This window comes from Mesorhizobium monacense, assembly GCF_056781675.1.
The window spans coordinates 112,701-134,225 of sequence record NZ_JBXAYW010000001.1 but is presented as its reverse complement, the minus strand read 5'-3'; the positions used below and the strand labels follow the sequence as shown (position 1 = coordinate 134,225).

Genomic DNA, 21,525 nt, shown 5'->3' with positions numbered 1-21,525 from the left:
TCTCTTGATCGACATGTAAGGGCCTGTGGACACTGGGGGTCCGGTGCCGAATACCTCTACAACACCGTTGTCCACCTGGAAAAGCGCGGTATTCGAGACCGTTATTTGTGGCGCCTACAAAGATTGGTCGCTGCTCAGATCGACGCCACTTTTTGAGGACCATAGACAGGCAGATTCAGTTCGCTCTAACAGGACGTCCGCTTCTGTGCGCTCACTGCCCGTTCCGGTAATCCGGCCCAGACGGCAAAGTTCCACCCGGCGGGACTTTCCCGAGCCTCATCAGGCAATCTGAAGTCTGAACGCACCGACCCGACCACGTGCGCCAATTGCCGACCTTCCTGGCGCTTCTCCAGAGCCGCCGTTCGCGCTTGAGTTGACCCAATCCGGCCATCCGCGATCGAGCAGGGTACGACGGAAGTTGACCGCTAACGCGACATTGATTCCACTGAACATCACCGGTCATGTAACCGCAACCTTGTCCGCGACAAAAAGGTACCGATTGAGGCTGAAGAAGAACTTTCCCTGCTTGCCAAGTTCAGAAAACTCAGCAAGCCAAGCGTTTGCTTCCTCCTGGGACACGCCTCTGCGCCCGACTACAAAGGACGCCATGATAGCCAGCATGCGTCTGGCGTAGGTATTGTCGTGGTACTCGGGATTGAACATCGGAATCACATCGCGTTGTCGAATCCTTTGCTTCCTCCTGGGACACGCCTCTGCGCCCGACTACAAAGGACGCCATGATAGCCAGCATGCGTCTGGCGTAGGTATTGTCGTGGTACTCGGGATTGAACATCGGAATCACATCGCGTTGTCGAATCGTGAACCCGGCGTTGCGGAGCTGCCCCGACAAGGTCCGGGGTAGCCCGCCGTGTACAAAATGTTCGTCCCAAGCCGAAAGCACCCGCTCCATGCGCGGCTGATCGCCCGTGTAAATTACCAACGAATCGTAGTCCGTATCCAGAGCAACCACGCGACCGCCCGGGCGCGTTACCCGGTAAAGCTCCGCGAGCGCTGCCGGAATATCGGCAACATATTCGTAGACCTGAGTTGATACGGCAGCATCGAAATCATCGTCCGGATAGGGCAGTTTGGTTGCCTCCGCCCGCAGGAATTCGGCCCAAGGCCGATTGGCGCAACGTTTTCTGGACATGGCCAACATGTCGTCGCTGATGTCGATACCGCACACACGGCCGTCGGGCCCGACGGAAGCTGCCATGTCATAAGCCAGGAGTCCGGGGCCAGAACCGATGTCGAGAATCCGTTCGCCCTCCCTCAGCTGCAGTGCCTTCAGCACTTGGCACCGCTGTTCGACCACGTCGGGAGTCAAATAGAGCGCTTCGACCTTTCGGCTGGTCTCTTCGTCAAATTCCAGCCCGCCGCTCATTTTTGATGTGCCCTCTCTCCACTGGGCGCTAGCCGCCGCGAAAAGCATGTGGCTTCAGATTATCACGTCCGCTTTCCGACGATGAGTCTCTTTGAGAGCATTGCAGTCCCATGGCAGCGGGAGCAACTCGCCGTAAAAAGCGGCTCGAGCATTGCCAGCTATCCGGGAACAATCCGGTAATTGGAGATTGATGGCTGCTTTTCCGCTTGCCACCCGATTGAGACGTAGAACGCTCCATCGCGGCATAATCCGAGCCCATGTGCCGGCCGTCTCGGCCGCGCCAGTTCCGGACCTTCCTGGCGCTTCTCCAGAGCCGCCGTTCGCCCTACGGCTTGAGTTGATGGAGGGTCGACTCCACGCGGCCATGTCAGCCATCCACGACCTGGAGATTATCGAAGGAAGGCGACAAACCTTCAGCGCGCGAAATCCCGTCGGGTTCATGTCTACTCCTGCTTCGGAGGCCGGCGGCCCGGAACATAGCGCTTCGGCGACATGTCCTGACAAATGCAATGCGGATTCGCACGTGGCCGTCGCGCGGAAGCATTCTGGCCTATGGATATGATCGCGAGAGCACCAACTACACGCGCAACGCCCTCGAGGACCTCTTTCAGTTCCTGGCACGCGACAAGGACGTCAAGGAAGTGTCGGTCCTTGCCCATTCGATGGGTAACTGGCTCGCGCTGGAATCCTTGCGGCAGATGGCGATCCGCAACGGCGGGCTGCCCGCAAAATTCAAGAACGTTATACTGGCGGCGCCTTGCGGGGTGCCAAAAGTCCAAACGTCGCGAACAGCACAGCCAGCCAGAACACCAATATCGTCAGGAACGCCCAAGGCAGGCCTTCACTCCCCGTTTCCTTCACCCGATTTCGGGCGTGCAAAGCTCGAAATCGAGACCATATCGCCAGGACGGACATTCGGCCGGATCTAAAAGCGGAAGCCGCGCTTGGCGCCGTCGACCCCGAGCGCCTGCCCGCTCTGCCGCTTGGCATTGACCGTCACCCGCGACGTGCCGATCAGCTTGGCAAAGGCCTCAGCACTCAGCATGTCGTCGCCGGCGACAATTTCGGCAACACGCTTGCGACCGCGTTCGCGCGCCTTGGCGAGCGCCGCTTCAAGCTCAGCGTCGGGCTTGCCCGTATCCTCGACGGGAAACACATCCGAAGCGATCGGCTGTTCCTCGACAGGCGTGATCGTCTGCGCGCCGGCGGCCAGATCGACCTCTACCCGGAACGATACGCGATGGCCGATCTTGCGGCTGCGTGCGATTGCTTCCTGATAACGTTCAAGCAGCACCTTCTTGAAGTCCGACTGCGAAGGCAGCTTCGTGGTAAAACTCAGGGCGGCGACTCCCGCATGCGACCCGGTCCCGCCATGATGGCTTCGTTTTGGAGCGGCCATGGTGACAACCCTCCTACTGTCACCAATATGGTTACAGATCGTAAGTTCGTCAAGTTCGATAATTTCGTAAAGGTGATGGAATCGTTATCGTGACCGACTGAGGCTCACACAATCCCCCACGCCCGAAACCTCCCCCTGCCCGTCATTTCGCGCAGGCCGAGTTCGCCGACCAGGTTGAGCGCCCCCTGTTTTGTTACTTTTAGCCTGTCCTGGATCATGCCCGTCGAGACCAGCGGCCGTGAGAGCACCAATTCGACCAAGTCGGGCAACTTCGAGCTGGCGCGGCGCTCGCGCAGCCGCCGCTCCATCTGGTTTTTCGCCATCGTCAGCCGGTCGTGCTCCTTCAGGCCGGCCAGCGCTGTCTCATGGATGGCGTCGAGAGAGGCCAGCAGCCGGTCGCTCCGATTGCGCGCCCGCCTCCGCTCTCGCGGAATGTTTTTCGCGCCGAGATGAATGCAAGCGAGATGGTGCGCGGCAAGGCCGCCGCAGCAGCGCGGCAACCAGCAGCGGGCCAAGCCAGGCGGCATGCTGCAGCACCTCGATGTCGGACCATGCCTCGAGCAGGACCGCGCCACGCAGGACGACCGGCAGATCGCGTGTCTCAAAAATCACATCCTGCCATTCGGCCAGCCGTTCTTCTTCATTCCAGTCGAGATCGTAGATCAGGCCGGTTTGCGGCGCCGGCCGGTCACGCCGTGACGTTTCCTCCTTTCGACCAGGCACGTCAGCGCCGCTCAGAATCTTCGACGAGCGTGCCAGGACGGCATCGATCTCGGCAAATTCTTCAGCCAGAAGATCGTCCTCACCATCATCCCGACCATCGGTTTCAACGGGGCTAGCCCCCAACCCTTCCCGGCTTTTTTGTCCCGACGCCGGCGTCGCGCCACCCCGGCCTTCAGCATTCGCACGGAGAGCTCAATTCCGCAGTGTCGTAATGAATTTCTCTAGCACCTCGATGGCTTCATTTCGGCCGGCGTCCTTTAATGTGGCTAAGTCGATCTCAACCCGCAGCCCCTCCTGGATGTGGCGAACCACTCCCGCCGGGGTTGGTTGATCGATCCGGATTCCAAGCACTCGATACGATTGTACGGGTTGCGAAAAGCCTTTGATGGTTAGCGGCGGCAGTTCGTCGGCCTCTATCTCGTCCTTGACCAGCGCGTAGGTTTCGTGCGCCAGCAGAATGCCCCCCAGATCGGCGTGTGCCTGAAGGCGCGAGGCCAGATTCACTTCGCCGCCAATAATCGTATAGTCCATCCGAGCCTCACTGCCGAAATTGCCAACCGTGCAGTATCCGGTGTTTATGCCCATGCGCAGATGGAACGGCAGTTCGGCACCTGCGTCGGCCCATTCCGCTTGCAGCCCCTGCATCCGCCTCTGCATCGCGATCGCCATTCTGACGCATGCAAGCGCATCTTCCTTGGTACCCTTTGACTCGGGATCGCCGAAAAAGGCCAGGATCGCGTCCCCAATGTACTTGTCGACGGTTGCACCGTGCTCCAGCGCGATCTTCGTCATTTCCGTCAGGTAATGATTGAGCAACTCAGTCAATTCTTCTGATTCAAGCTTGTCGGTCGTTGCGGTAAAATCAGCGATGTCAGAAAAGAACACCGTGAGCTTCTTTCGCTTCGATGATATCTCGACATTCTGCCTGCCAGAGAAGATGGACGCATAAACCTGCGGAGATAGATATTTCGACAGCTTGCTCGACAAGGATTCGAGCATCCGGTTTTGCTCACCCACGCGTTTGCTCGCTTCCTCTGCCTGCTGCTTCGCAGTACCCGTTGCCGTGTGCAGCCGGGCGTTCTCCAATGCGATCGAAGCGAGTTGTCCGAAGCGCTTCAACAGCTCGACCTCTTCCTCACCGAATTCGAGAGCGGAGGCGTCGTCATACGCAATTCCAAGCACGCCGACGACCAACTCGCCAGACTTGAGCGGCACGCCCATGATTGCCCTGATAGTCACATCCAGCTGAGCCGCGGCGGCGGCGCGCCCGGACCAGTTTTGATAGTCATTGATCAGAAGCGCTTCGCCTCGATGCCAAACTGCACCGGCCACCCCCTCATCTTTACTCAGCTTCTGCCCGATGTGGGTCGTATACACGCCCACGCCAACCTTGCGTTCGAGAGCCTCACCGGACTCGTCAACGAGATAAACGTAGCCATGCTCGGTACCGAGCAATTGTGCGGCTCTGGCGGTAAGATCCGATAGAAGCTCAGCGAGATCCAGCCTGGCGATAAGGCCGAGCGACGTGTCGTGCAAGGCACCGAGATAGTCGTTTTGACGGCGAAATCGCCTAGCCAGATTCTCCTGCTCCTTGCGACGGTTCTCCAGATCTCCGAGATTCGCACCCAGCTGCACGGTCATGCTGTTGAACGTCGTTGCCAGTGTTCCGATCTCGTCCCCAGATTCGATCTGCGCGCGCGCTGCAAGATCGCCCCTGCGCACCCGATCAGCCACACTCGTTAGCCGCTGCACGGGACCGGCAATGCTCTCTCGAAATATCAAGCCAAGGAGCAACCCCAGCAGGACCGCCGCTGCCCCAACGGACAGTATTATTCGTTGTGCTCCTTCGAGCTGGTCCCTGCCGCTGCCAAGATCAGTCTGCAGGCGCCGCTGCTCCTGTGTGGCAACCTTGTCCAATAGCGCAAGCATTCGTTCGGCGATCGGGACAGCCTGCGTGCGGAAAAGATAAAGGTCCTCACGTGCATGCTCGCCCTCCACCGCATCGAACATGCGGGCGGGAAGCTCCAGGAAAGCGGCGCGGCTTTTCGCGATCTTTTGGATCAATACATGCTGGTTGGGCGCAAGCACCGTGTCCTTCTTGGTGATATCGGACCATGCCGTTTCGTTGATGGTCAGGTTGGCTTCATACTCATATTTGAAACTCTCCCTTCCGGTTGTCACGTAACCTCGCAATCCCGCTACCATTGCGTAAAAGGAGATTTGAAACGACGCCACATCGCCGAGAAGCGCCGTGTTGGCGGGTGTTGGCTCCTTGTTTTGCTGGGCCAGCATCACCGCCTTGGCCGACGCTACGATATTGGCAATGAGCGGGTTGGCATCGGTAACAAGAATCTTGAGCGCCGGCTCTCTGCGCAACTGGTCATCGCGCAGTTCGAAGAGCTTCTCGGGCAGTGGTTGCCATGCAGTGAATTGCTCACCGATTTCCTGCATGCCCAACTCAGCACTGTTGCGCCCGCTGGCGGCCACCGACTCGCCTTTTGCACGCAAGAGAACTTCAAGTTCATGCATGTCGGCCAGGAACGCGTCATTCGCCGAGCGGTAGCCGTCCCGATAGGATTCATCGCCCAGGGCCAGATAGCCTCTGACTTCGCCCAGCATGCGCAGCAGATTCGCCTGCGCCCGTGCCGATGCGACCGCGCTCGGTGCGCTCAGATTGGTGGTTCTGTTAATGTTGAGGACGGCTTCTATGCTGCCCAGGTAGTTCAATCCGACGACCAGCAACATCAGCGCAACCAGAATGCCGAACCCAACGGTCAGCTTGCCGCCGATATTGAGCCGTCGTAAAGCCGGCGCGACAGCGTCGGTCATCTTCTGCCACGGGACCAAATACAACTGGTGACTTCTTGCAGTAACCGGCCCCTCGGACGCCATGCCCTATCCCCTGCGGTGCCCCGGCTCACTTCTTGCGATGCCAGTTCGCGATATTCCATGTTTCGGCATCCCACGGGGTGGGATCGTAGCCGACAATATCGGTACTCAGGCCTGAGACATAGGCCCACTCGACCAGCGGAACGACCGCGGCGTCGCTGATCAGGAGATCGTTCATCGCCACGAAGAGTCCGCGGCGTTTCTCCGGGTCGACCTCGGTCGCCGACGCCTGGAACAGCGCATCGTAGTCGGCATTGCAGTAGCGGGCCCAATTCGATCCCGACCAGTTGTTCTGCTTCTGGGCGGCTTCGGCGCAGGTCCAGCCGACCATGTAGCTGCCGGGGTCGGGACTTTTATTTCCGTACGCAAATTCCTCGATATCAGAATAGAAATGCCGCCTGGTGTTCGTATTATCCGGGGACGATCCGAAGAAAATGCTGGAATCGATCAGCTTGTTTTCCACCCGGACTCCGATCGAGCCGAAGTCTGCCTTGATGAGGTCCAGGGTTTTCTCCCGAATCGAGTTTAGACTCGTCTGAAACACCAACGTCAGAGGGATACCATCTTTGTCACGAACGGTGTCGCCGTCGCTGTCGCGCCAGCCGGCCTCGTCGAGCAGCGCGCGAGCCTTGTCTAGATTGAATTCCCATTTTGTATCTTGCGAGACGAAGGCAGCCGGCGCCACCAGGAGGTTGGCCGTGGCGCGGCCGGTTCTCCCGTAAAGACCGGCAACTTTCTGGCGGTCGACCGCGGCGGCCAGCGCCTGCCGAACGCGCCTGTCAGTCAGGATCGGGTGGGGAAATAGCGTGCTCGAGCGCTCGCCGTCTCCCGTCTCCTTTCGGGGATCAGTGAAATTGAGCATGATGCGTTCGACATAGGACCCCCAGTACAAGTCGACCCTGCCGACGCCCTTGGTTTCAAGCCGTTGAAGTTCATCCTCGCCCACCTGAAGGTTCCAGGCATAATCGATGATGCCTTCGCTCACCGCTTTTGCTGCGGTTGTGGCGTCGCCACCGCCTTGGAGCGTGACCTCCTTAAACGTCACGCTGTCACGATCACGATATTCGGGATTTGGCTCGAATATAATCTTGACCGTGTTGACGACGTCTTCACCGATAAGAAGGACATCCTCCGTGCGGAATTCCTTGAGACGGTAAGGGCCTGTTCCTATCGGCGCCAGATTGACCGGAGCGTTGGCGGCATCCTTGTTGTTGTATGCGGCGAATACGTGTTCCGGGATGATCATCCCCTGCACGCCGACAAATGGGAGTGACCAGGCGGGATTGACGTTCTTGAAGGTGACCTTCACGGTCAGGTCGTCAAGCGCGTCGACCTTCTCGACCGATTTGTACGACCCGGCGCTCGACGAACCTACGTCCTCGTTGGTGATGTACGCGTAAGTGAACAGGACATCCTTCGCCGTGAAGGGCACGCCATCGGACCATTTGACATCCCGCTTCAGCTTCCACGTCACCGACCTGCCGTCAGAAGCGACTTGGCCATTCTCGAGGGACGGAATCTCGGCGGCCAGAAAGGGAACCAGCTTGCCCTTGCTGTCAAAGCTCGCCAGCGTCTCATAGACTATACGGCTGGCGGTCTGGTCCTTGACACCGGGTGCCATGTGGGGATTGAGGGTGCTCGGCGCTTGCCACAACAATAGCCTCAGCGTTTCGCTGCTCAACTCCGCCGGCAGCGCGCGTTGCGGGACACTGGCTAGCAGAGCAGCGACTATGGCCAAGAATAGCGCACGCATCGAACTTAACTCATACGGCAACGCCACCCGCCGCTGCGAAGCTTCTCGCATCTCTTTCTCCACCCTATTGTGCAGCTCGGCCGCAGTCCCCCCTCGGCTTATCTCAATCCCAAGTCGGCGCCGGGTCTATTGTAGGAACGTGCTCGTACGGCTTTCTTCGCTCCCGTCGAGAAATTGATCGCAATGTGAGCCCTTGGCAAGGTCAATCAATCTGAAGCCAAAACCTCGATCGCTGGTAGGCCCGAATGATGATGGCCGCTTGAGCTTCAAGCTATCCAGGCGGAGCGATCACCACGATCCCGGAAAGGCAACCGTGCCCTGCTGCTTCTATGGCAGCGGTTGGAATGCAAGCGGTAGTTCGCGGCACGACGAACAATGACAGCTCATGGCGCACTGCCTCGTTCTGGCGGTGGGCGGCAACGACCAATTTCCACCCTGAGCGGGCCTACGACTCCGGTACCAAGCGTTAGATCTCAACCACTAGTATATGAAGGATACGGTTGCTACCTCAGTCGCCGCTCACTAGAGAATGAATAACCGACATCACAAAGGACAAGCATATGACCGAAGACGCCGACAAGCGCGCTGCCGAACTCGCTGAGCTGACGGCCGATATCGTCTCCGCGTTTGTGAGCAAGAACTCTGTGCCAGTAGCCGGGCTACCGGATCTTATCGCATCGGTTCACTGTTCCCTATCAGGCCTTAGTCAGCCAGTAATTCCGCTCGCGGCGCCTCGAGTTCCGGCCGTTAATCCCAAGAGATCGGTGACGCCCGACTACATTATCTGCCTCGAAGACGGCAAGAAGGTCAAATCGCTAAAGCGCCATCTCAGCGTTGGTTTCGGACTGACGCCGAACGCCTATCGCGCCAAGTGGGATTTGTCGGCCGATTATCCAATCGTCGCCCCTAACTATGCTGCATCACGCTCGCAACTGGCGAAGGCTTTAGGCCTCGGACGAAAGCCTGTCCCGGCGACGTGAACACCAGGTTTGACAAGGACAAGGACGAGCGCGCGAAACGGGTGTCGCAAGTGATGATGGGTCTGGAGCGCACCGCACGTGAGGCAGAGACAGCCCTGTTGCGGGAGGCGCGTCTCGCCCAAGAGCCATCGGCGCCAAAGCCAGATCCAACACCTATCGAACCAAAACGGTGGTCGAGACTGGCGAGCCGCAGGGCCAGTTACCGAGTTACAAGTTCCGTTGGCCATAGAACCGCCAAGGCGGCAAGGTCTAACCACGAAGAGTGCCACGGCTTCAAGCCGAAGCTGCCGGACCCCGGCGCGCGCCGATTGCCAGGGTTGCCACAATTTCAAACATTCTATTTCGCTTGGTTGGCGTTCCAGATGTCGCGATAGAGATGCCAAGTCCCATTGCTGTTTTTCTTCCAGACGACAATGTACTTCCCCGCGGAGGTCGCCTTGGTGCCGTCGCTGCCTTTCATCGAGAAGGACACCTCGCCGATCTCGAAAGCATAGTCACCGCCCGGAACGACTTCGACGGCCTTCAGGGCAAGATCGGAAACGCCAGCGTCGATCGCACCTTTCCAAAATGCCTCGATGCCAACGCGGCCGTCAATGCGTGCCGAGTCCGGCGGCAGTACGGCGGCGTCTTCCGTGTAATGCATCGCAACGGCCGCGGCATCGCCTTTGTTGAATGCGGCGGCGAAACTGGCTAGCGCCGTTTCGATTTCATCGCGCGGAGGCTCGGCTCTCGTCAGTCCGCTCAATGACATGACAAACATGCTTGCCAAGAGAACTCTCATTGTTTTGGACATGTTCAACTCTCCGTATTTTCCGGATCGATGTTTTGATTCAGGCGGAACACATTGTCCGCATCATATTTGCGTTTGACTTCGAGCAGCCGTTCGAAATTCCCGCCGTAAGCTGCCCGGACCCGATCTGCGCCTTCGTCGCCACTCTGGCCGAGATAGTTGACATAGACGCCGCCCGAGACGTGGGGTTGCATAGCCTGCCACAGATCCCGCACCCAACCGACCTGAGCGGCATCGCTGTCCCTGTCCGGCCACATGCCGAGGATGAGGAGGTTGCAAGCCGCGCGGCGATGGCTGAAGGCAGTTGCCTCCTCGGCCACCCGGCTCAGCGAGCCGCCGAGTAGTTCGATCGCAATGGCCGAAAATGATGAGGGCACCTTGTGATAGCCCGCGACCAGGATCTCGATGGCTTCATCGCCAAGGCCGGTAAGAAAGCTGGACTTCCAGTAGTTTCTTAGGCCGGGCGGAAAGCCCGGTTCCAGCATCGCTTGCAACTGCACATAAGGCATGGCAGCGATGCTGTCGGCGACCGGCGTGCCGAAATTGCGAAGTGGTCGAACTAGTTTTTCGCCATCCGCCAAGGGGCCACTAAAGCAAACGCAGACCGCCAGAATCTTGGCGTTGTCCGGCGTCGTGACGAATGCTGGGATGATCGTTAGATTGTCGGGAGTGGACAGCCAATAATCGCGCAGGAATGTGAGGACAGCGCGCGCCTCGTCAAGCGGATAAGCGACCATACCGCCAAGTACGTGACCGACCGGGTGCAGACGAAATTCGAAAGAGGTGACGACGCCAAAATTGCCGCCGCCGCCGCGCAACGCCCAGAAAAGATCGGCATGCTCGTCCGCCCGCGCTTGGATCAGTCTTCCGTCCGCCGTCACCACGTCGGCCGAGAGCAGATTGTCGCAGCTCAGGCCATGCTTTCGCATCAGCCAGCCCAGCCCGCCGCCAAGCGTGAGGCCGGCGACCCCGGTGGACGGAATTACCCCGCCCGTCGTGGCGAGGCCAAAGGCCTGGGCCTCTTTGTCAAAATCTCTCCAGGTGCAACCGCCTTCGACTCGCGCAACCTTTTTCGCGGGCTCCACCCGGATACCCCTCATGGGCGAGAGGTCGATCATCAATCCACCGTCGGTTACCGCATTGCCGGAAACATTGTGTCCGCCACCGCGTACCGATAGGTCAAGTCCGTGGTCCCGGGCGAAATTGATGGCCTGCACAACGTCGGCAGCACCGGAGCAACAGAGAATGTGCCGGGGCTTCCTGTCGATCATGCCATTCCAGACGCGGCGGGCGGCATCGTAACCGTCATCTCCCGCTGAGAGGAGTCGCCCGCGGAGGCCCATCGAAAATTCCGCGGCAATATCTTTCCACGCCGCGGCCTGTGAATCTGCAATCGCCGTGGCAGAGTTCATTGTTCTGTCCTCACAAACGCCGACACGGCAATTTTTGTTGAATACTTGCCGCTAGGCAAACTCGAATAATTCAGCCATTGATGAGTTCATCTCAGCTGTGATGGGATTCATGCGCAAACTTCCGCCTTTGAGCGAATTGCGCGCCTTTGAGGCCGCGGCGCGGCGTTTGAGTTTCAAAGACGCAGCCAAGGAACTAGGGGTAACTCCCACCGCAATCAGCCATCAGATCCTTCAACTCGAGGCCTATTGCGGACTGTCGCTGTTCCGTCGTCAACCCCGGCCGTTGGTACTTACCGACGCTGGCGGGAAGCTCTATTCCACAGTCAGACAGGGGCTCGATTCATTCTCGGACGTGATCGCCGAGATCTGCGGCGATGCCAGACAGAGGGCGCTCAAACTCACTGCCACCAACGCCTTTGCCGCGCGCTGGCTTGTTCCCCGATTGCCCCAGTGGACGAGGGCCAACCCGCACTCCACCATCGAAATTATTGGGACGGATGATGTGATCGATCTTTGGAACGGCGACGCTGATGCCGCTATCCGTTATGCTCAAACGCCACCATCAGAACTAATCGTGCATGAACTGTTCTGTGACAAGTTTTATCCGGTCTGCAGTCCCGCTCTGCTCGCACGGGGGCGCCCGATATCACGACCGGCGGATATCATGCAGCATCCCTTGATCCATTGCATTTGGCCTGAGTGGAATAAAGAGGCCCCGACCTGGCAGCGCTGGTCACGTGCCGCCCGAACCCATGATAACGAAATGCCGGAGATCGGCGCCAGCGGTGCAATCAATTTCCGTGAGGAACTGCATGCAATTGAGGCGGTAATGGCAGGACAAGGAATTTCCATCCTGAGCGACGTTGTCGTTGGACGGGAGTTGGAATCGGGTCTGCTCGTCAAGGCGATTGACCTTTCAATTCCGGGGATGTGCTTTTTTCTTGTTCATATTCCGGGGCATCCGCGTCAGAGCACGATCACCTCACTGCTGTCGTGGATCGCCTCGGTTTGATTGGGACCGCCCGGCCTTACCGAAACCATCGATCGCACTCGGTGGCTTTTACTTCCGCGACTTGGATTTCAGAAGGCACGAGCCAAACGATGGTTTGGCTCGTGGCGACTGGAGCGAACGCCGAGGAAGCTGAATTTTCCGCCGGAAATGATCGCTGAAGTTACTCCCCCATTCACGTCTTCCTGATCATCCGCCGACGCTCGCGCAACGCCATTCTTGGCTAACCATGATTACCAGACATAAATTGCGCGTCCTCGACTTGGATGGCTTCGCCACCCGGCCGGACTCGCGGAATGCAACCGATTGTCCGGCCGGTATCCCATTTACCAAGCAGGTATCAAGACAGCGATGCGATCCACGCCGACCACCCCGCTGGTGTTCGTCGCGGCATCGGTCTTGCCCTTGGCGCGAGCCTACGAAGGCGCCATGACACGGTCGCCTGACGAACGCCTGTGACCCATTACGGGGGCAGACTTGGCAAATCTACGCGGCAAGAGAATCTATCCCGGGGCGAGACGTGGCCGAGGCCGCCATATCTCTCGTGACTCCGCCACGGCCGCGCTGGCAATCGTGGGATTCATTGAGTGTCATCTTCCGAGATGTTCCAAAACGCGGCCCCGAAGCTACTCGGGTGAAATTCCGGCCAATGTCAAGCGCGGCCATTTCCCGATTGGCGCCTTCCGTTTCGGATTACGTTTTGATCAAGGTCGGGCCATGTTTGGACTGCCGGTACTACTCCGGCAAGGCCCGGTTCCTGTCTCCCCGAAGGAAAATCACCCGGGCCGCCTTTCCTGGCCTGTGAGCCTCGTCACTGCGCATTTCCCACCGGCTAGGCCGCAGACGCCTCGAGGATGGAAATAGGTCCTCGGGTCTGAATCACTCGTTCAAGGCGTAGCCCAGCGGCGTCGAACAAGCTTGCATATTGGGCCTGCGTTCTCTCCAGGCCGCCAGTGACGGCGAGCATGACCACGTCGATACCCTTGATCTGGTTCGGTTCGTCACCCTGCGGCACGAGCGTCTCGGCCACAAGCACCTTCCCATTCGGCAGCATTGCCTTGCGGCAATTCCGCAGGATCGCCGCTGCACGCCTGTCGTCCCAGTCGTGAACGACCTTCTTGATGACGTAGACGTCACCAGTGGGAACGCTCTCAAAGAAATCACCGGCGACAAATTCGGTGCGCGGCAGGTCGCCTCCGGCACCCTGGCGTGCTGCCGCAACGCCCGAAGGCAGATCGAAAAGCACGCCGCTCAAATGTAGATCCGACCGAATGTCCGCCCTGGCGGTATGGTCTCGATTTCGAGCTTTGCGCGCCCGAAATCGGGTGGAGGCGGAACGCCGGGCATTCAGTCGAAATCGCCCCTGGCCATGCCTTCCGCCACTGCCAACACCGCGGCATTGTCACCCTGCTGGAGAGCTCGAAGGCCGGTTCGCCCATCGAGCGCGCCGTGACGCGACACCAGAAACCGGTAGACCGCCCAGGCACTACTGCCCAGCGTCGTATGGAGTGCCGGCAATGCCTCGAACGGCCGACCGTCCTTGTCGAGTTGCCAGACAGGAAAGCGGAAGCCGCGCTTGGCGCCATCGATCCCAAGTACCTGCCCGCTCTGCCGCTTGGCATTGACCGTCACCCGCGACGTGCCGAGCAGCTTGGCGAAGGAATCCGCACTCAGCATGTCTTGGCCGGCGACAATTTCGGCGACACGCTTTCGGCCACGCTCGCGCGCCGCGACAAGAGCCGCTTCAAGTTCGGCATCGGGCTTGCCCGTATCCTCGACGGGAAACACATCCGAAGCGATCGGCTGTTCCTCGACAGGCGTGATCGTCTGCGCGCCGGCGGCCAGATCGACCTCTACCCGGAACGATACGCGATGGCCGATCTTGCGGCTGCGTGCGATTGCTTCCTGATAACGTTCAAGCAGCACCTTCTTGAAGTCCGACTGCGAAGGCAGCTTCGTGGTAAAACTCAGGGCGGCGACTCCCGCATGCGACCCGGTCCCGCCATGATGGCTTCGTTTTGGAGCGGCCATGGTGACAACCCTCCTACTGTCACCAATATGGTTACAGATCGTAAGTTCGTCAAGTTCGATAATTTCGTAAAGGTGATGGAATCGTTATCGTGACCGACTGAGGCTCACACAATCCCCCACGCCCGAAACCTCCCCCTGCCCGTCATTTCGCGCAGGCCGAGTGCGCCGACCAGGTTGAGCGCCCCCTGTTTTGTTACTTTTAGCCTGTCCTGGATCATGCCCGTCGAGACCAGCGGCCGTGAGAGCACCAATTCGACCAAGTCGGGCAACTTCGAGCTGGCGCGGCGCTCGCGCAGCCGCCGCTCCATCTGGTTTTTCGCCATCGTCAGCCGGTCGTGCTCCTTCAGGCCGGCCAGCGCTGTCTCATGGATGGCGTCGAGAGAGGCCAGCAGCCGGTCGCTCCGATTGCGCGCCCGCCTCCGCTCTCGCGGAATGTTTTTCGCGCCGAGATGAATGCAAGCGAGATGGTGCGCGGCAAGGCCTTCCCGCCGCAGCAGCGCGGCAACCAGCAGCGGGCCAAGCCAGGCGGCATGCTGCAGCACCTCGATGTTTTGCCAAGCCTCGAGCAGGATCGCGGCGCGCATCACCAACGGCCAGTCCCGTGTGTCAGCGAGCCCGGCCTGCCATTCGGCCAGCCGTTCTTCTTCATTCCAGTCGAGATCGTAGATCAGGTCCGGCCGCTCATCCGAGCGCGGCGTCCTCGCCGGCACGTCGGCGCCGTTTAGGATCTTTGATGAGCGCGCCAGGACAGCATCGATCTCGGCAAACTCTTCGGCCAGAAGATCGTCCTCATCATCATCCCGAACATCGGCTTCAACGGAGCTGGTTTCGGTCCCCTCCCCGTCCCGGCTTTTTTGTCCCGATGCCGGCATGGCGCCGCCCCGGCCGGTCAGCGCCAAAAAACCGTCGCGGCCGAGCGCCCAGTCCGGCTTCTCCGCAAAAATGCGCCGGCGGGTTCGCAGCACCGCGTGCGCCCGGGTGAGTTCATGCGTCGGTGTCCGGACGTCCATGTGGGCGTCGTGCAGGACAAGATCCTCGAGGTGGACGAGCTCGCCCTCGAGCCAGAGGGCGGCGGCCGCGTCGGCGAAATGCTGGCGCTCGAGAAATCCGTCGCGGACCGGCGAACGGGCCAGCCGTTCGTCGAGGCGCGCCAAAGCCTCGGTGGCCTTCGCGACAGGCGCGATGAGGGTGTCGAGGGACAAAGAACCGATGTCGTAAGCCATTGTTTTCACGATAGATGATTCGCGATAGTCAAGCTATATCGCTGCTAGGTTGACTCGTGGGGGACTTTCTTGGGGAGCAAAATAACTATCGATAATTACCTCTTATCGATAGCGATGGCTTTGGCGGCCAAGAGGCGCTAGACTCGGCTTAAGCACGGCCGCGACGGCCGCAGAAACCCGCCTGGAAGACGCCTTGATGGAGACTGCCCCTGCCCTGATGCCGCCCGGCATGCCGCAGCGCCAGCCGGCGTCACGCCGTGCGCGACGTGCTCGTGTGCGCCTGGCCTGTCGCGATGGCGACAAACCGGCGCTTGACCGCGGCAAACAACGCCGGCGGCAGCGGCCCGTAATAGCCGCTCTCCGTCTCCAGCGGCCGGATGTCGGGCCCCGGCCAGGCGAACCGGTTGCTTTCTGTCAAAACGATCCACGACCGCTCGCCGTCAAGCCGCAAGCGCAGCTTGACCGCAGCCGGGATCTCGATGGCATCAGCGGGATCGGACGGCGGCGTATGGGTGATCGGCAGGACGCGGACGACCGGCGAGCCGTCCTCCTGCATGGCGACCAGCGCCAGCACCAGACACGGCCGGTCCTTGTCGCCTTTTTTCCGCGCCTCAGGTTGCTGCCGAAGTCAGGGGACAAAAAAGCGGAAGACGTGGCCGACCTTGATTTCAGCCGGCAGCATTTTTTGCCGTCAGGCCTTTTGCCCCGGATGGTTTTGACCCAGAGGGTTTTGACCCGGGGAGCTCGTCGTTGAGATGGTCGAGACCCGGCTCCATTTCGGAGGCATCGACCGCGGCGATCTCGTCCGCGCTGAGTTCCGCTGTCAGCTCGACCCGCCGGTCGCGCTTCGACAGCCGGACAAAATCCTCGTAGGCCAGCAGCACGGTGCGCGGGCGGCCGTTCTTGGTGATGATGACCGGGTCGCGGACCGCGGCATCCTGATAGGCGCCAAAATTTTTCGAGACGGCGGCGGCGGTGACGGTGGTGGTCATCGGCGGGACTCCTTTGTTCCGGAATATACGGGCTTTCCGGGTTTTCCGCAAGTATCGGGCGCTGACCAGAAGGAAACCAGCCAGTGACAGAGCAGCTTGCCAACACCAAAAATGCTGAACTCGTCGCGCAGCGGGCCGAAGCCCTCGACGCGCTCGATTCCGTGCTGCCCTTCGACCGCCGCGATTTTCTCGCCGAACTTTTGACCGACGACGACGTCGCAACCCTGCGCCACCTGGCGAGGGAAGGCATCGGCGCAAATTCTCTCCGGGCACTTGCCTCCGACCTCGGCTATCTCGAGGCCTGGTCGCTGGCCGCGACAGGTTTCTCTCTCCCATGGCCGGCGCCGGAGGCGCTCTTGATCAAATTCGTCGCGCACCACCTGTGGGATTTTGCGAAACGCGAGACCGATCCAGCGCACGGCATGCCGGCCGACGTTGCGACGGCGCTGAAATCGCAAGGGCTTTTGCGCAGCGACGGACCGCACGCGCCCGCCACCGTGCGCCGGCGGCTGTCGAGCTGGTCGACGCTGACCAAATGGCGCGGTTTGCGCGGAAATTTTTCAGCCCCGGGCCTGCAGAGCGCCATAAAACTGGCGGTGCGCGCCAGCGCCCGTCCGCGCGGCCGCAAGAGCAAGAAGGCCGTGACCGCCGACATTTTGACCGCCCTGCTCATCACCTGCGCCGGCGACCGTCTCGTCGACGTGCGCGACCGCGCCCTTCTCATCACCGCTTTCGCCTCCGGCGGTCGCCGCCGCAGCGAAATGGCTTCGCTCAGGATCGAGCAGGTCATCGAAGAAGACCCGGTGCCGGCCGATCCCAAAGCTCCCGACGGCGACAAACTCCCGTGCCGGTCGATCCGGCTCGGCCGGACCAAGACGACACAGGCCGACAGCGACGCCTTCGTGCTGCTCGTCGGCCGGCCGGTGACGGTGCTGCAATCGTGGCTCGAACGCGCCGGGATCACCGAGGGCGCCGTCTTCCGCGGCATCGACCGTTGGGGCAATCTCGAAAAACGCGCGCTGACGCCGCAGGCCGTCAATCTGATCCTGAAACGCCGCATCGCCGAGGCTGGGTTCGACCCGGCGGCGTTTTCCGCCCATGGCCTGCGCTCCGGCTACCTCACCGAAACCGCCCGCCGCGGCATTCCGCTGCCCGAAGCCATGCAGCAGTCGCAGCATCGCTCGGTGCAACAGGCGTCGAACTACTACAACGATGCCGAACGCACGCTCGGCCGGGCGGCGCGGATAATCGTCTAAGGTCGCAGATCGATCCGATACATCCCAGCTTGCGGCGGTCAGCTCCATGACAATTGGGTCAGAGGCAGCCGCGCTTGCCGCCGGCGCGGCGACCTGTCGCAAGGCGAACGGAGCCAAAAGTTCTCCGACCATTCCCTGCGCGCCGGCCTTGCCTCGTCGGCCGATCTCGACGAGCGCTGTGTGCAAAAGCAGCTCGGTCACGCCTCGGCCGAGATGACGCGCAAATACCAGCGCCGACGTGACCGGTTCCGCGTCAATCTCACCAAGGCCTCGGGTTGTAGGCGACAGAAAGCCCTCCACCGTTACGCGCCAAACAGCCGCCGGTCCCAGTAGACGGGCTGGTGCAGACTTGTCTGGATCCTTGAAAACTCCGGATGCGCCGGATTGATCAGCACATTGCTATCGAGACGCGCCACGACACTCGGCACCAGCAGGATGACGCTGCGCCGTTCTAAACACCAGGTTTCGCCAAATCCCTTGCTCACCGTCGCCGGCATCGTGTCCCAGCCGGGCAGTGAGGGCTGGGAAAAGACCTCGTAGCTCAGTCCGCTCGGGATTGTGATTTCGATGTAGTGTTGGTTGGGCGGCAGTCGGCCGCTGCCATGCACCAGCTTTTCCAACAGGGCCGTCGAATAGTGCTCGCTGGTGTAGATGATAGGACTTCCGGGCGAGTTCCATCGGCCTGGCGCGATTGTCGAGCCGGTCGCGTCGAAGATCGGGTAGGTGCCGGCCGGATCGCCGATGCGAAAGGACGATAGCGTGCGATCGAGAGTCTGCGCCCTCACGCAGCACTGCCGTACTTCAGACCGCCGAGAATATCGACCACCATTTCGGCGCCGAACTCGCTCAGGATAACGACGTCGATCGGTCGCTTGTCCTCAATCATCGGGTGCGGCCGAAACAAGAAATCGCGCGCTTCCGCTTCGTCCTGCCAGACATCGACAGCAAGACCCCAGACGCGCGCCACGCGGGCCAATCGTGTGCCCTCGTCCGACGAGAGACGATGTACCGTCTTGCGCCGCTCATAGGTCGCCTTGGGGATCAGCCGGTATTTGAACTGAGCATCGCCAGGCGCCAGAAGATGCGCAACGCGCTCGAGCGCCCCGATGGGAAGTCCATTCTCGATCCGGGAGATCAGCCCGAAAGGCGACCGTGACGCCACCTCTTTAACGGGCAGCCCCAACACGTCGGCGACATTTCCGAACGCTAGCATTTCACTCTCCATTCCATGTGAGGCAAGATATAGTCTCACATGATGCGCCATACAAGCCCCGGCATCAACGCGAACCGATCCGCCAACGGTTATCCTGTCATCTTTGCAGTCGCGCCGTTCGCTCGCAGTGCCGCCATCAGCATCGGCCCGACCGAAAACTCCCCTGCCCTAGCCTTATCGGTCAGCACGCGCAGATAGCCGCCCGCCGAATTGATATGCTGCGCCCTTTGCAGAATGCAGGCAATCACCACCGCCGCGATCTCCTGACCCATGACATGGCAGGCATCCTCATACGCTGACGGCGAGATACCCAGATATCCCCGCACCTGGGCGGCGGTTATCATGAGATCGCGCCAGTTGCCGATCCCGTCAACGGCATAGTCCGCAATTTCGGGGCAGGCCTTCAGTACTAGCCCCAGCGGATAGGTTTTCGGGGGCTCTGCGGTCCTCGTTAGTGGCTCGACCGCCGCCCCGCTTTTTTCCAAAGCAGGTTCAAATTCAAAAATAGAGTCGGTATTTGAATCAGATTGCTGCCGCTCGCTTTGGGACTCATTGCCGCCAGGATTCGCGGATTCCATATGAATTTCCAGCAGCTTATCCACGTCGTCATGCAACGCGGCCAGATCGGCCACGATAGGTCCAAGGTCGGCAATGCGGGCTCGCCGCGGAATAGACTCGACAACGGCGCGGAAACGCCTCCACAGGCCTCCCCAGTCGCCCGGCACGTCTTCCTCAACGGCCGCCTCGATCAGCTTGTGGATGTCACGGCGGTGCAAGGTGATCCGCTCGCGCATAAGCCTGAGCGCCCTGTTGTCGGCGCGAACACGCTCGGCCGCAGCCTCGAACTCTTGAGCACGGGCCAGCAGCGGCGCCAGCGAGAAGCCAAATGCTTCCTCGATCTCCCCACCCCTGCCCTTGCGTGCATAACGCTTGCCGTTCGGGCTGTCCCGACGGATGACTAGGCCGCAATCCACCAGTTCCGCCAGGTTCCTCCGCAAGGTGGAATTGGGCATGCCGTGCGCCCTGAGGGACAGCTGTGCGTTCGAGGGAAACACGATGAGGCCGTTTTCCTCACTCAACTCACTGTCAGGATAGAATGACAGCAACGCATTCAGGACGGCCAGGGCGCGATCGCCGATGCCGACGATGCTCTTGCCCTCGCAGAGGTTGCGGTAGACCTGCCATTTGTCGACGGCGGCCCCTTCAGGAATCTTTCGTGATGCCGTGTTCGCCTGCACCAAGGCAAGCGTCATCGGCCGCCGCCCGAAGGGCGTCGTCGCATAACCACTCTCCATTTCCCTCGCCTTTCAATCAGGCAAAAGAAAACTGCTCGTCGAAACGACGCCAACGACTCTTGACAGTGATTCGGGGAAATGCGATTCTCAGCTTGCTACAGACGTGAGAAGGGCTTCCGCGACGGTGACGTTCGGGGGCCTTTTTCTTTTGCGGTTTCAGTCTCCTGTTTTCTTTGCCGTTTCCGATGTCCTGAAAGCCTCGAAAAGCTCGTCGAGCTTGTCGGCGATGAATGCGCCGAAGGGCGATGCATCCTTTGACTTCAAGGCAAGCGTAAACACCTTTCCCGTGTCGGTAATCTTGGCTCGGACCGACTTGTCCTGCGGCACCCAGGCCTTTTCCTGAGGCTTCGATGCGGCTCGCGGCTGCTTCACCGGCGCACTCAAAAAGTCGAACAGACGAGTAAAACGAGCCTCACTTCCCGGTTCGGCGAAATCGGCACTTGTCACGTACTCTGCCGCCCGCGCCACGGTCCCGGGATGCTCCATGAGCTTGGCGAGCTGCCACCAGCGGTCCCGGCCTATGCTCTTGGCAGCGCCAACGGCCACAATGACCTGCTCGGGAATGTTGTTGGTCACGGAGCGCATTTTCGAGAAGGTCGTATCGTCGAGCGCAAGGGCCGACTTCACCGTGTCCGGCGAATGGCCCCGCTTGAGAATGCGATCAGCAAAAAGCGTCCTTTCGATGAAGGACAGGTTGGCCCTGGCGGCATTCTCCTGGCCCTGCGCGATGACATGGTCCTCATCGCCGATCTTCTTGACGACTGCACGAACGGGCCTGCCCAGTTGGCGTGCGACCTTGACGCGCCTGTGGCCGAAGACGGTCTGAAACCGGCCGGAACTATCCGGGTGGGGCCTGACCAGAATCGGAGAATCCTGTCCTCGCTCGCGAATCGCCGCCAGCAGCTCATGAAATGCTTCATCGTCATCGTCCATGCGGTCCGAGACGAATGAGGTGTCGACCAACGCCGGATCGAGATCGACGACCGAACTCTTGGAGAGCTCCTCGAATGACTGCATGATCGATCGGGATGCCCCGCGAACCGCATAGCCCGAGACATCCCCGCTGTCGGCGACTGACGTCGCGGGGCCCATCACGCTGCCGAATACATCCTTGCGCGCCATTCAATCACTCCGATTCGCAGCTAGTCGGCTGATTTCACGAGCAAAATTTCCACT

Annotated in this window: 19 protein-coding genes and 5 pseudogenes; 6 read left to right on the top strand and 18 right to left on the bottom strand. The window is 60.3% G+C overall.

What is annotated here, in order from left to right; translation table 11 throughout:
• Nucleotides 1-18 precede the first annotated feature (18 nt).
• Nucleotides 19-156 (top strand): annotated as a pseudogene (locus AC1RUK_RS33670) (gamma-glutamylcyclotransferase); the annotation flags it as partial.
• A gap of 388 nt (nt 157-544) precedes the next feature.
• Here the strand turns inward: AC1RUK_RS33670 and AC1RUK_RS33665 are convergent.
• Nucleotides 545-1,384 carry a methyltransferase domain-containing protein gene (locus AC1RUK_RS33665; RefSeq protein ID WP_481840552.1) on the bottom strand — a complete coding sequence of 280 codons (840 nt, stop codon included), beginning with the start codon at nt 1,382-1,384 and terminating at the stop codon, nt 545-547.
• A 521-nt stretch (nt 1,385-1,905) separates the two neighbouring features.
• Here AC1RUK_RS33665 and AC1RUK_RS33660 point away from each other — a divergent pair.
• Nucleotides 1,906-2,142 (top strand): annotated as a pseudogene (locus tag AC1RUK_RS33660) (alpha/beta hydrolase); the annotation flags it as partial.
• Nucleotides 2,143-2,146: 4 nt separating this feature from the next.
• On the opposite strand, the pseudogene AC1RUK_RS33655 reads toward AC1RUK_RS33660, so the two are convergent.
• From AC1RUK_RS33655 to AC1RUK_RS33630, 6 genes and pseudogenes are all read right to left on the bottom strand, one after another.
• Nucleotides 2,147-2,239 (bottom strand): annotated as a pseudogene (locus tag AC1RUK_RS33655) (bestrophin-like domain); the annotation flags it as partial.
• 73 nt (nt 2,240-2,312) lie between these two features.
• Nucleotides 2,313-2,783 (bottom strand): annotated as a pseudogene (locus AC1RUK_RS33650) (XRE family transcriptional regulator); the annotation flags it as partial.
• Nucleotides 2,784-2,887: 104 nt separating this feature from the next.
• The gene (locus tag AC1RUK_RS33645) at nt 2,888-3,217 is read right to left on the bottom strand and encodes a helix-turn-helix domain-containing protein (RefSeq protein WP_481840570.1); all 330 of its coding nucleotides are present in this window, start codon (nt 3,215-3,217) and stop codon (nt 2,888-2,890) included.
• Entirely contained in the window at nt 3,147-3,629 is a 483-nt protein-coding gene (locus AC1RUK_RS33640; RefSeq protein WP_481840551.1) for a DUF1612 domain-containing protein, read from the bottom strand. Before AC1RUK_RS33640 ends, AC1RUK_RS33645 begins: the two co-directional genes overlap by 71 nt.
• Before the next feature lie 69 nt (nt 3,630-3,698).
• Nucleotides 3,699-6,335 (bottom strand): adenylate/guanylate cyclase domain-containing protein, encoded by a 2,637-nt coding sequence (locus AC1RUK_RS33635; RefSeq protein WP_481840550.1) that lies wholly within the window; start codon nt 6,333-6,335, stop codon nt 3,699-3,701.
• A gap of 88 nt (nt 6,336-6,423) precedes the next feature.
• Nucleotides 6,424-8,199, bottom strand: coding sequence for a peptide ABC transporter substrate-binding protein (locus tag AC1RUK_RS33630; RefSeq protein WP_481840549.1), 1,776 nt, complete (start codon nt 8,197-8,199; stop codon nt 6,424-6,426).
• A 509-nt stretch (nt 8,200-8,708) separates the two neighbouring features.
• Here AC1RUK_RS33630 and AC1RUK_RS33625 point away from each other — a divergent pair.
• Nucleotides 8,709-9,128, top strand: a complete 420-nt coding sequence (locus AC1RUK_RS33625; RefSeq protein WP_481840548.1) for a Ros/MucR family transcriptional regulator — start codon at nt 8,709-8,711, stop codon at nt 9,126-9,128.
• Between the two features lie 337 nt (nt 9,129-9,465).
• On the opposite strand, the gene AC1RUK_RS33620 is transcribed toward AC1RUK_RS33625, so the two are convergent.
• Nucleotides 9,466-9,921: a YybH family protein gene (locus AC1RUK_RS33620; RefSeq protein WP_481840547.1), complete on the bottom strand. Its 456-nt coding sequence runs from the start codon at nt 9,919-9,921 to the stop codon at nt 9,466-9,468.
• Between the two features lie 2 nt (nt 9,922-9,923).
• Nucleotides 9,924-11,330 (bottom strand): FAD-binding oxidoreductase, encoded by a 1,407-nt coding sequence (locus tag AC1RUK_RS33615; protein WP_481840546.1) that lies wholly within the window; start codon nt 11,328-11,330, stop codon nt 9,924-9,926.
• 109 nt (nt 11,331-11,439) lie between these two features.
• Between AC1RUK_RS33615 and AC1RUK_RS33610 the strand changes: the two genes are divergently transcribed.
• Nucleotides 11,440-12,342, top strand: a complete 903-nt coding sequence (locus AC1RUK_RS33610; protein ID WP_481840545.1) for a LysR substrate-binding domain-containing protein — start codon at nt 11,440-11,442, stop codon at nt 12,340-12,342.
• Nucleotides 12,343-13,171: 829 nt separating this feature from the next.
• On the opposite strand, the gene AC1RUK_RS33605 is transcribed toward AC1RUK_RS33610, so the two are convergent.
• The 5 genes from AC1RUK_RS33605 to AC1RUK_RS33585 all read right to left on the bottom strand — a co-directional run bounded on the left by AC1RUK_RS33605 (nt 13,172) and on the right by AC1RUK_RS33585 (nt 16,585).
• A complete protein-coding gene (locus AC1RUK_RS33605; protein WP_481840569.1) occupies nt 13,172-13,585 on the bottom strand; it encodes a methyltransferase in 414 nt (137 codons plus the stop codon).
• 101 nt (nt 13,586-13,686) lie between these two features.
• Nucleotides 13,687-14,370, bottom strand: a complete 684-nt coding sequence (locus AC1RUK_RS33600; RefSeq protein WP_481840544.1) for an XRE family transcriptional regulator — start codon at nt 14,368-14,370, stop codon at nt 13,687-13,689.
• A gap of 104 nt (nt 14,371-14,474) precedes the next feature.
• A complete protein-coding gene (locus AC1RUK_RS33595; RefSeq protein ID WP_481840543.1) occupies nt 14,475-15,593 on the bottom strand; it encodes an RHE_PE00001 family protein in 1,119 nt (372 codons plus the stop codon).
• Between the two features lie 250 nt (nt 15,594-15,843).
• Nucleotides 15,844-16,170, bottom strand: coding sequence for a plasmid maintenance toxin (PemK-like) (locus tag AC1RUK_RS33590; RefSeq protein WP_481840568.1), 327 nt, complete (start codon nt 16,168-16,170; stop codon nt 15,844-15,846).
• 91 nt (nt 16,171-16,261) lie between these two features.
• Complete coding sequence (locus tag AC1RUK_RS33585) at nt 16,262-16,585, bottom strand: type II toxin-antitoxin system Phd/YefM family antitoxin (RefSeq protein ID WP_481840542.1); 324 nt, start codon at nt 16,583-16,585, stop codon at nt 16,262-16,264.
• Nucleotides 16,586-16,668: 83 nt separating this feature from the next.
• On the opposite strand from AC1RUK_RS33585, the gene AC1RUK_RS33580 reads away from it, so the two are divergent.
• Both AC1RUK_RS33580 and AC1RUK_RS33575 read left to right on the top strand, forming a co-directional pair.
• On the top strand, nt 16,669-17,841 hold the full coding sequence (locus tag AC1RUK_RS33580; protein WP_481840541.1) for a site-specific integrase: 1,173 nt from the start codon (nt 16,669-16,671) through the stop codon (nt 17,839-17,841).
• Between the two features lie 84 nt (nt 17,842-17,925).
• A pseudogene (locus tag AC1RUK_RS33575) lies at nt 17,926-18,174 on the top strand (hypothetical protein); the annotation flags it as partial.
• On the opposite strand, the gene AC1RUK_RS33570 reads toward AC1RUK_RS33575, so the two are convergent.
• The 4 genes from AC1RUK_RS33570 to repB form a co-directional block, all read right to left on the bottom strand.
• Nucleotides 18,144-18,626 (bottom strand): RES family NAD+ phosphorylase, encoded by a 483-nt coding sequence (locus tag AC1RUK_RS33570; protein WP_481840540.1) that lies wholly within the window; start codon nt 18,624-18,626, stop codon nt 18,144-18,146. The pseudogene AC1RUK_RS33575 and the gene AC1RUK_RS33570 overlap by 31 nt on opposite strands.
• Nucleotides 18,623-19,054: an antitoxin Xre-like helix-turn-helix domain-containing protein gene (locus AC1RUK_RS33565; RefSeq protein ID WP_481840539.1), complete on the bottom strand. Its 432-nt coding sequence runs from the start codon at nt 19,052-19,054 to the stop codon at nt 18,623-18,625. Before AC1RUK_RS33565 ends, AC1RUK_RS33570 begins: the two co-directional genes overlap by 4 nt.
• Before the next feature lie 89 nt (nt 19,055-19,143).
• The gene (repC, locus tag AC1RUK_RS33560) at nt 19,144-20,349 is read right to left on the bottom strand and encodes a plasmid replication protein RepC (RefSeq protein WP_481840538.1); all 1,206 of its coding nucleotides are present in this window, start codon (nt 20,347-20,349) and stop codon (nt 19,144-19,146) included.
• A 156-nt stretch (nt 20,350-20,505) separates the two neighbouring features.
• Entirely contained in the window at nt 20,506-21,471 is a 966-nt protein-coding gene (gene repB, locus AC1RUK_RS33555) for a plasmid partitioning protein RepB (RefSeq protein ID WP_481840537.1), read from the bottom strand.
• Between the last annotated feature and the right edge of the window lie 54 nt (nt 21,472-21,525).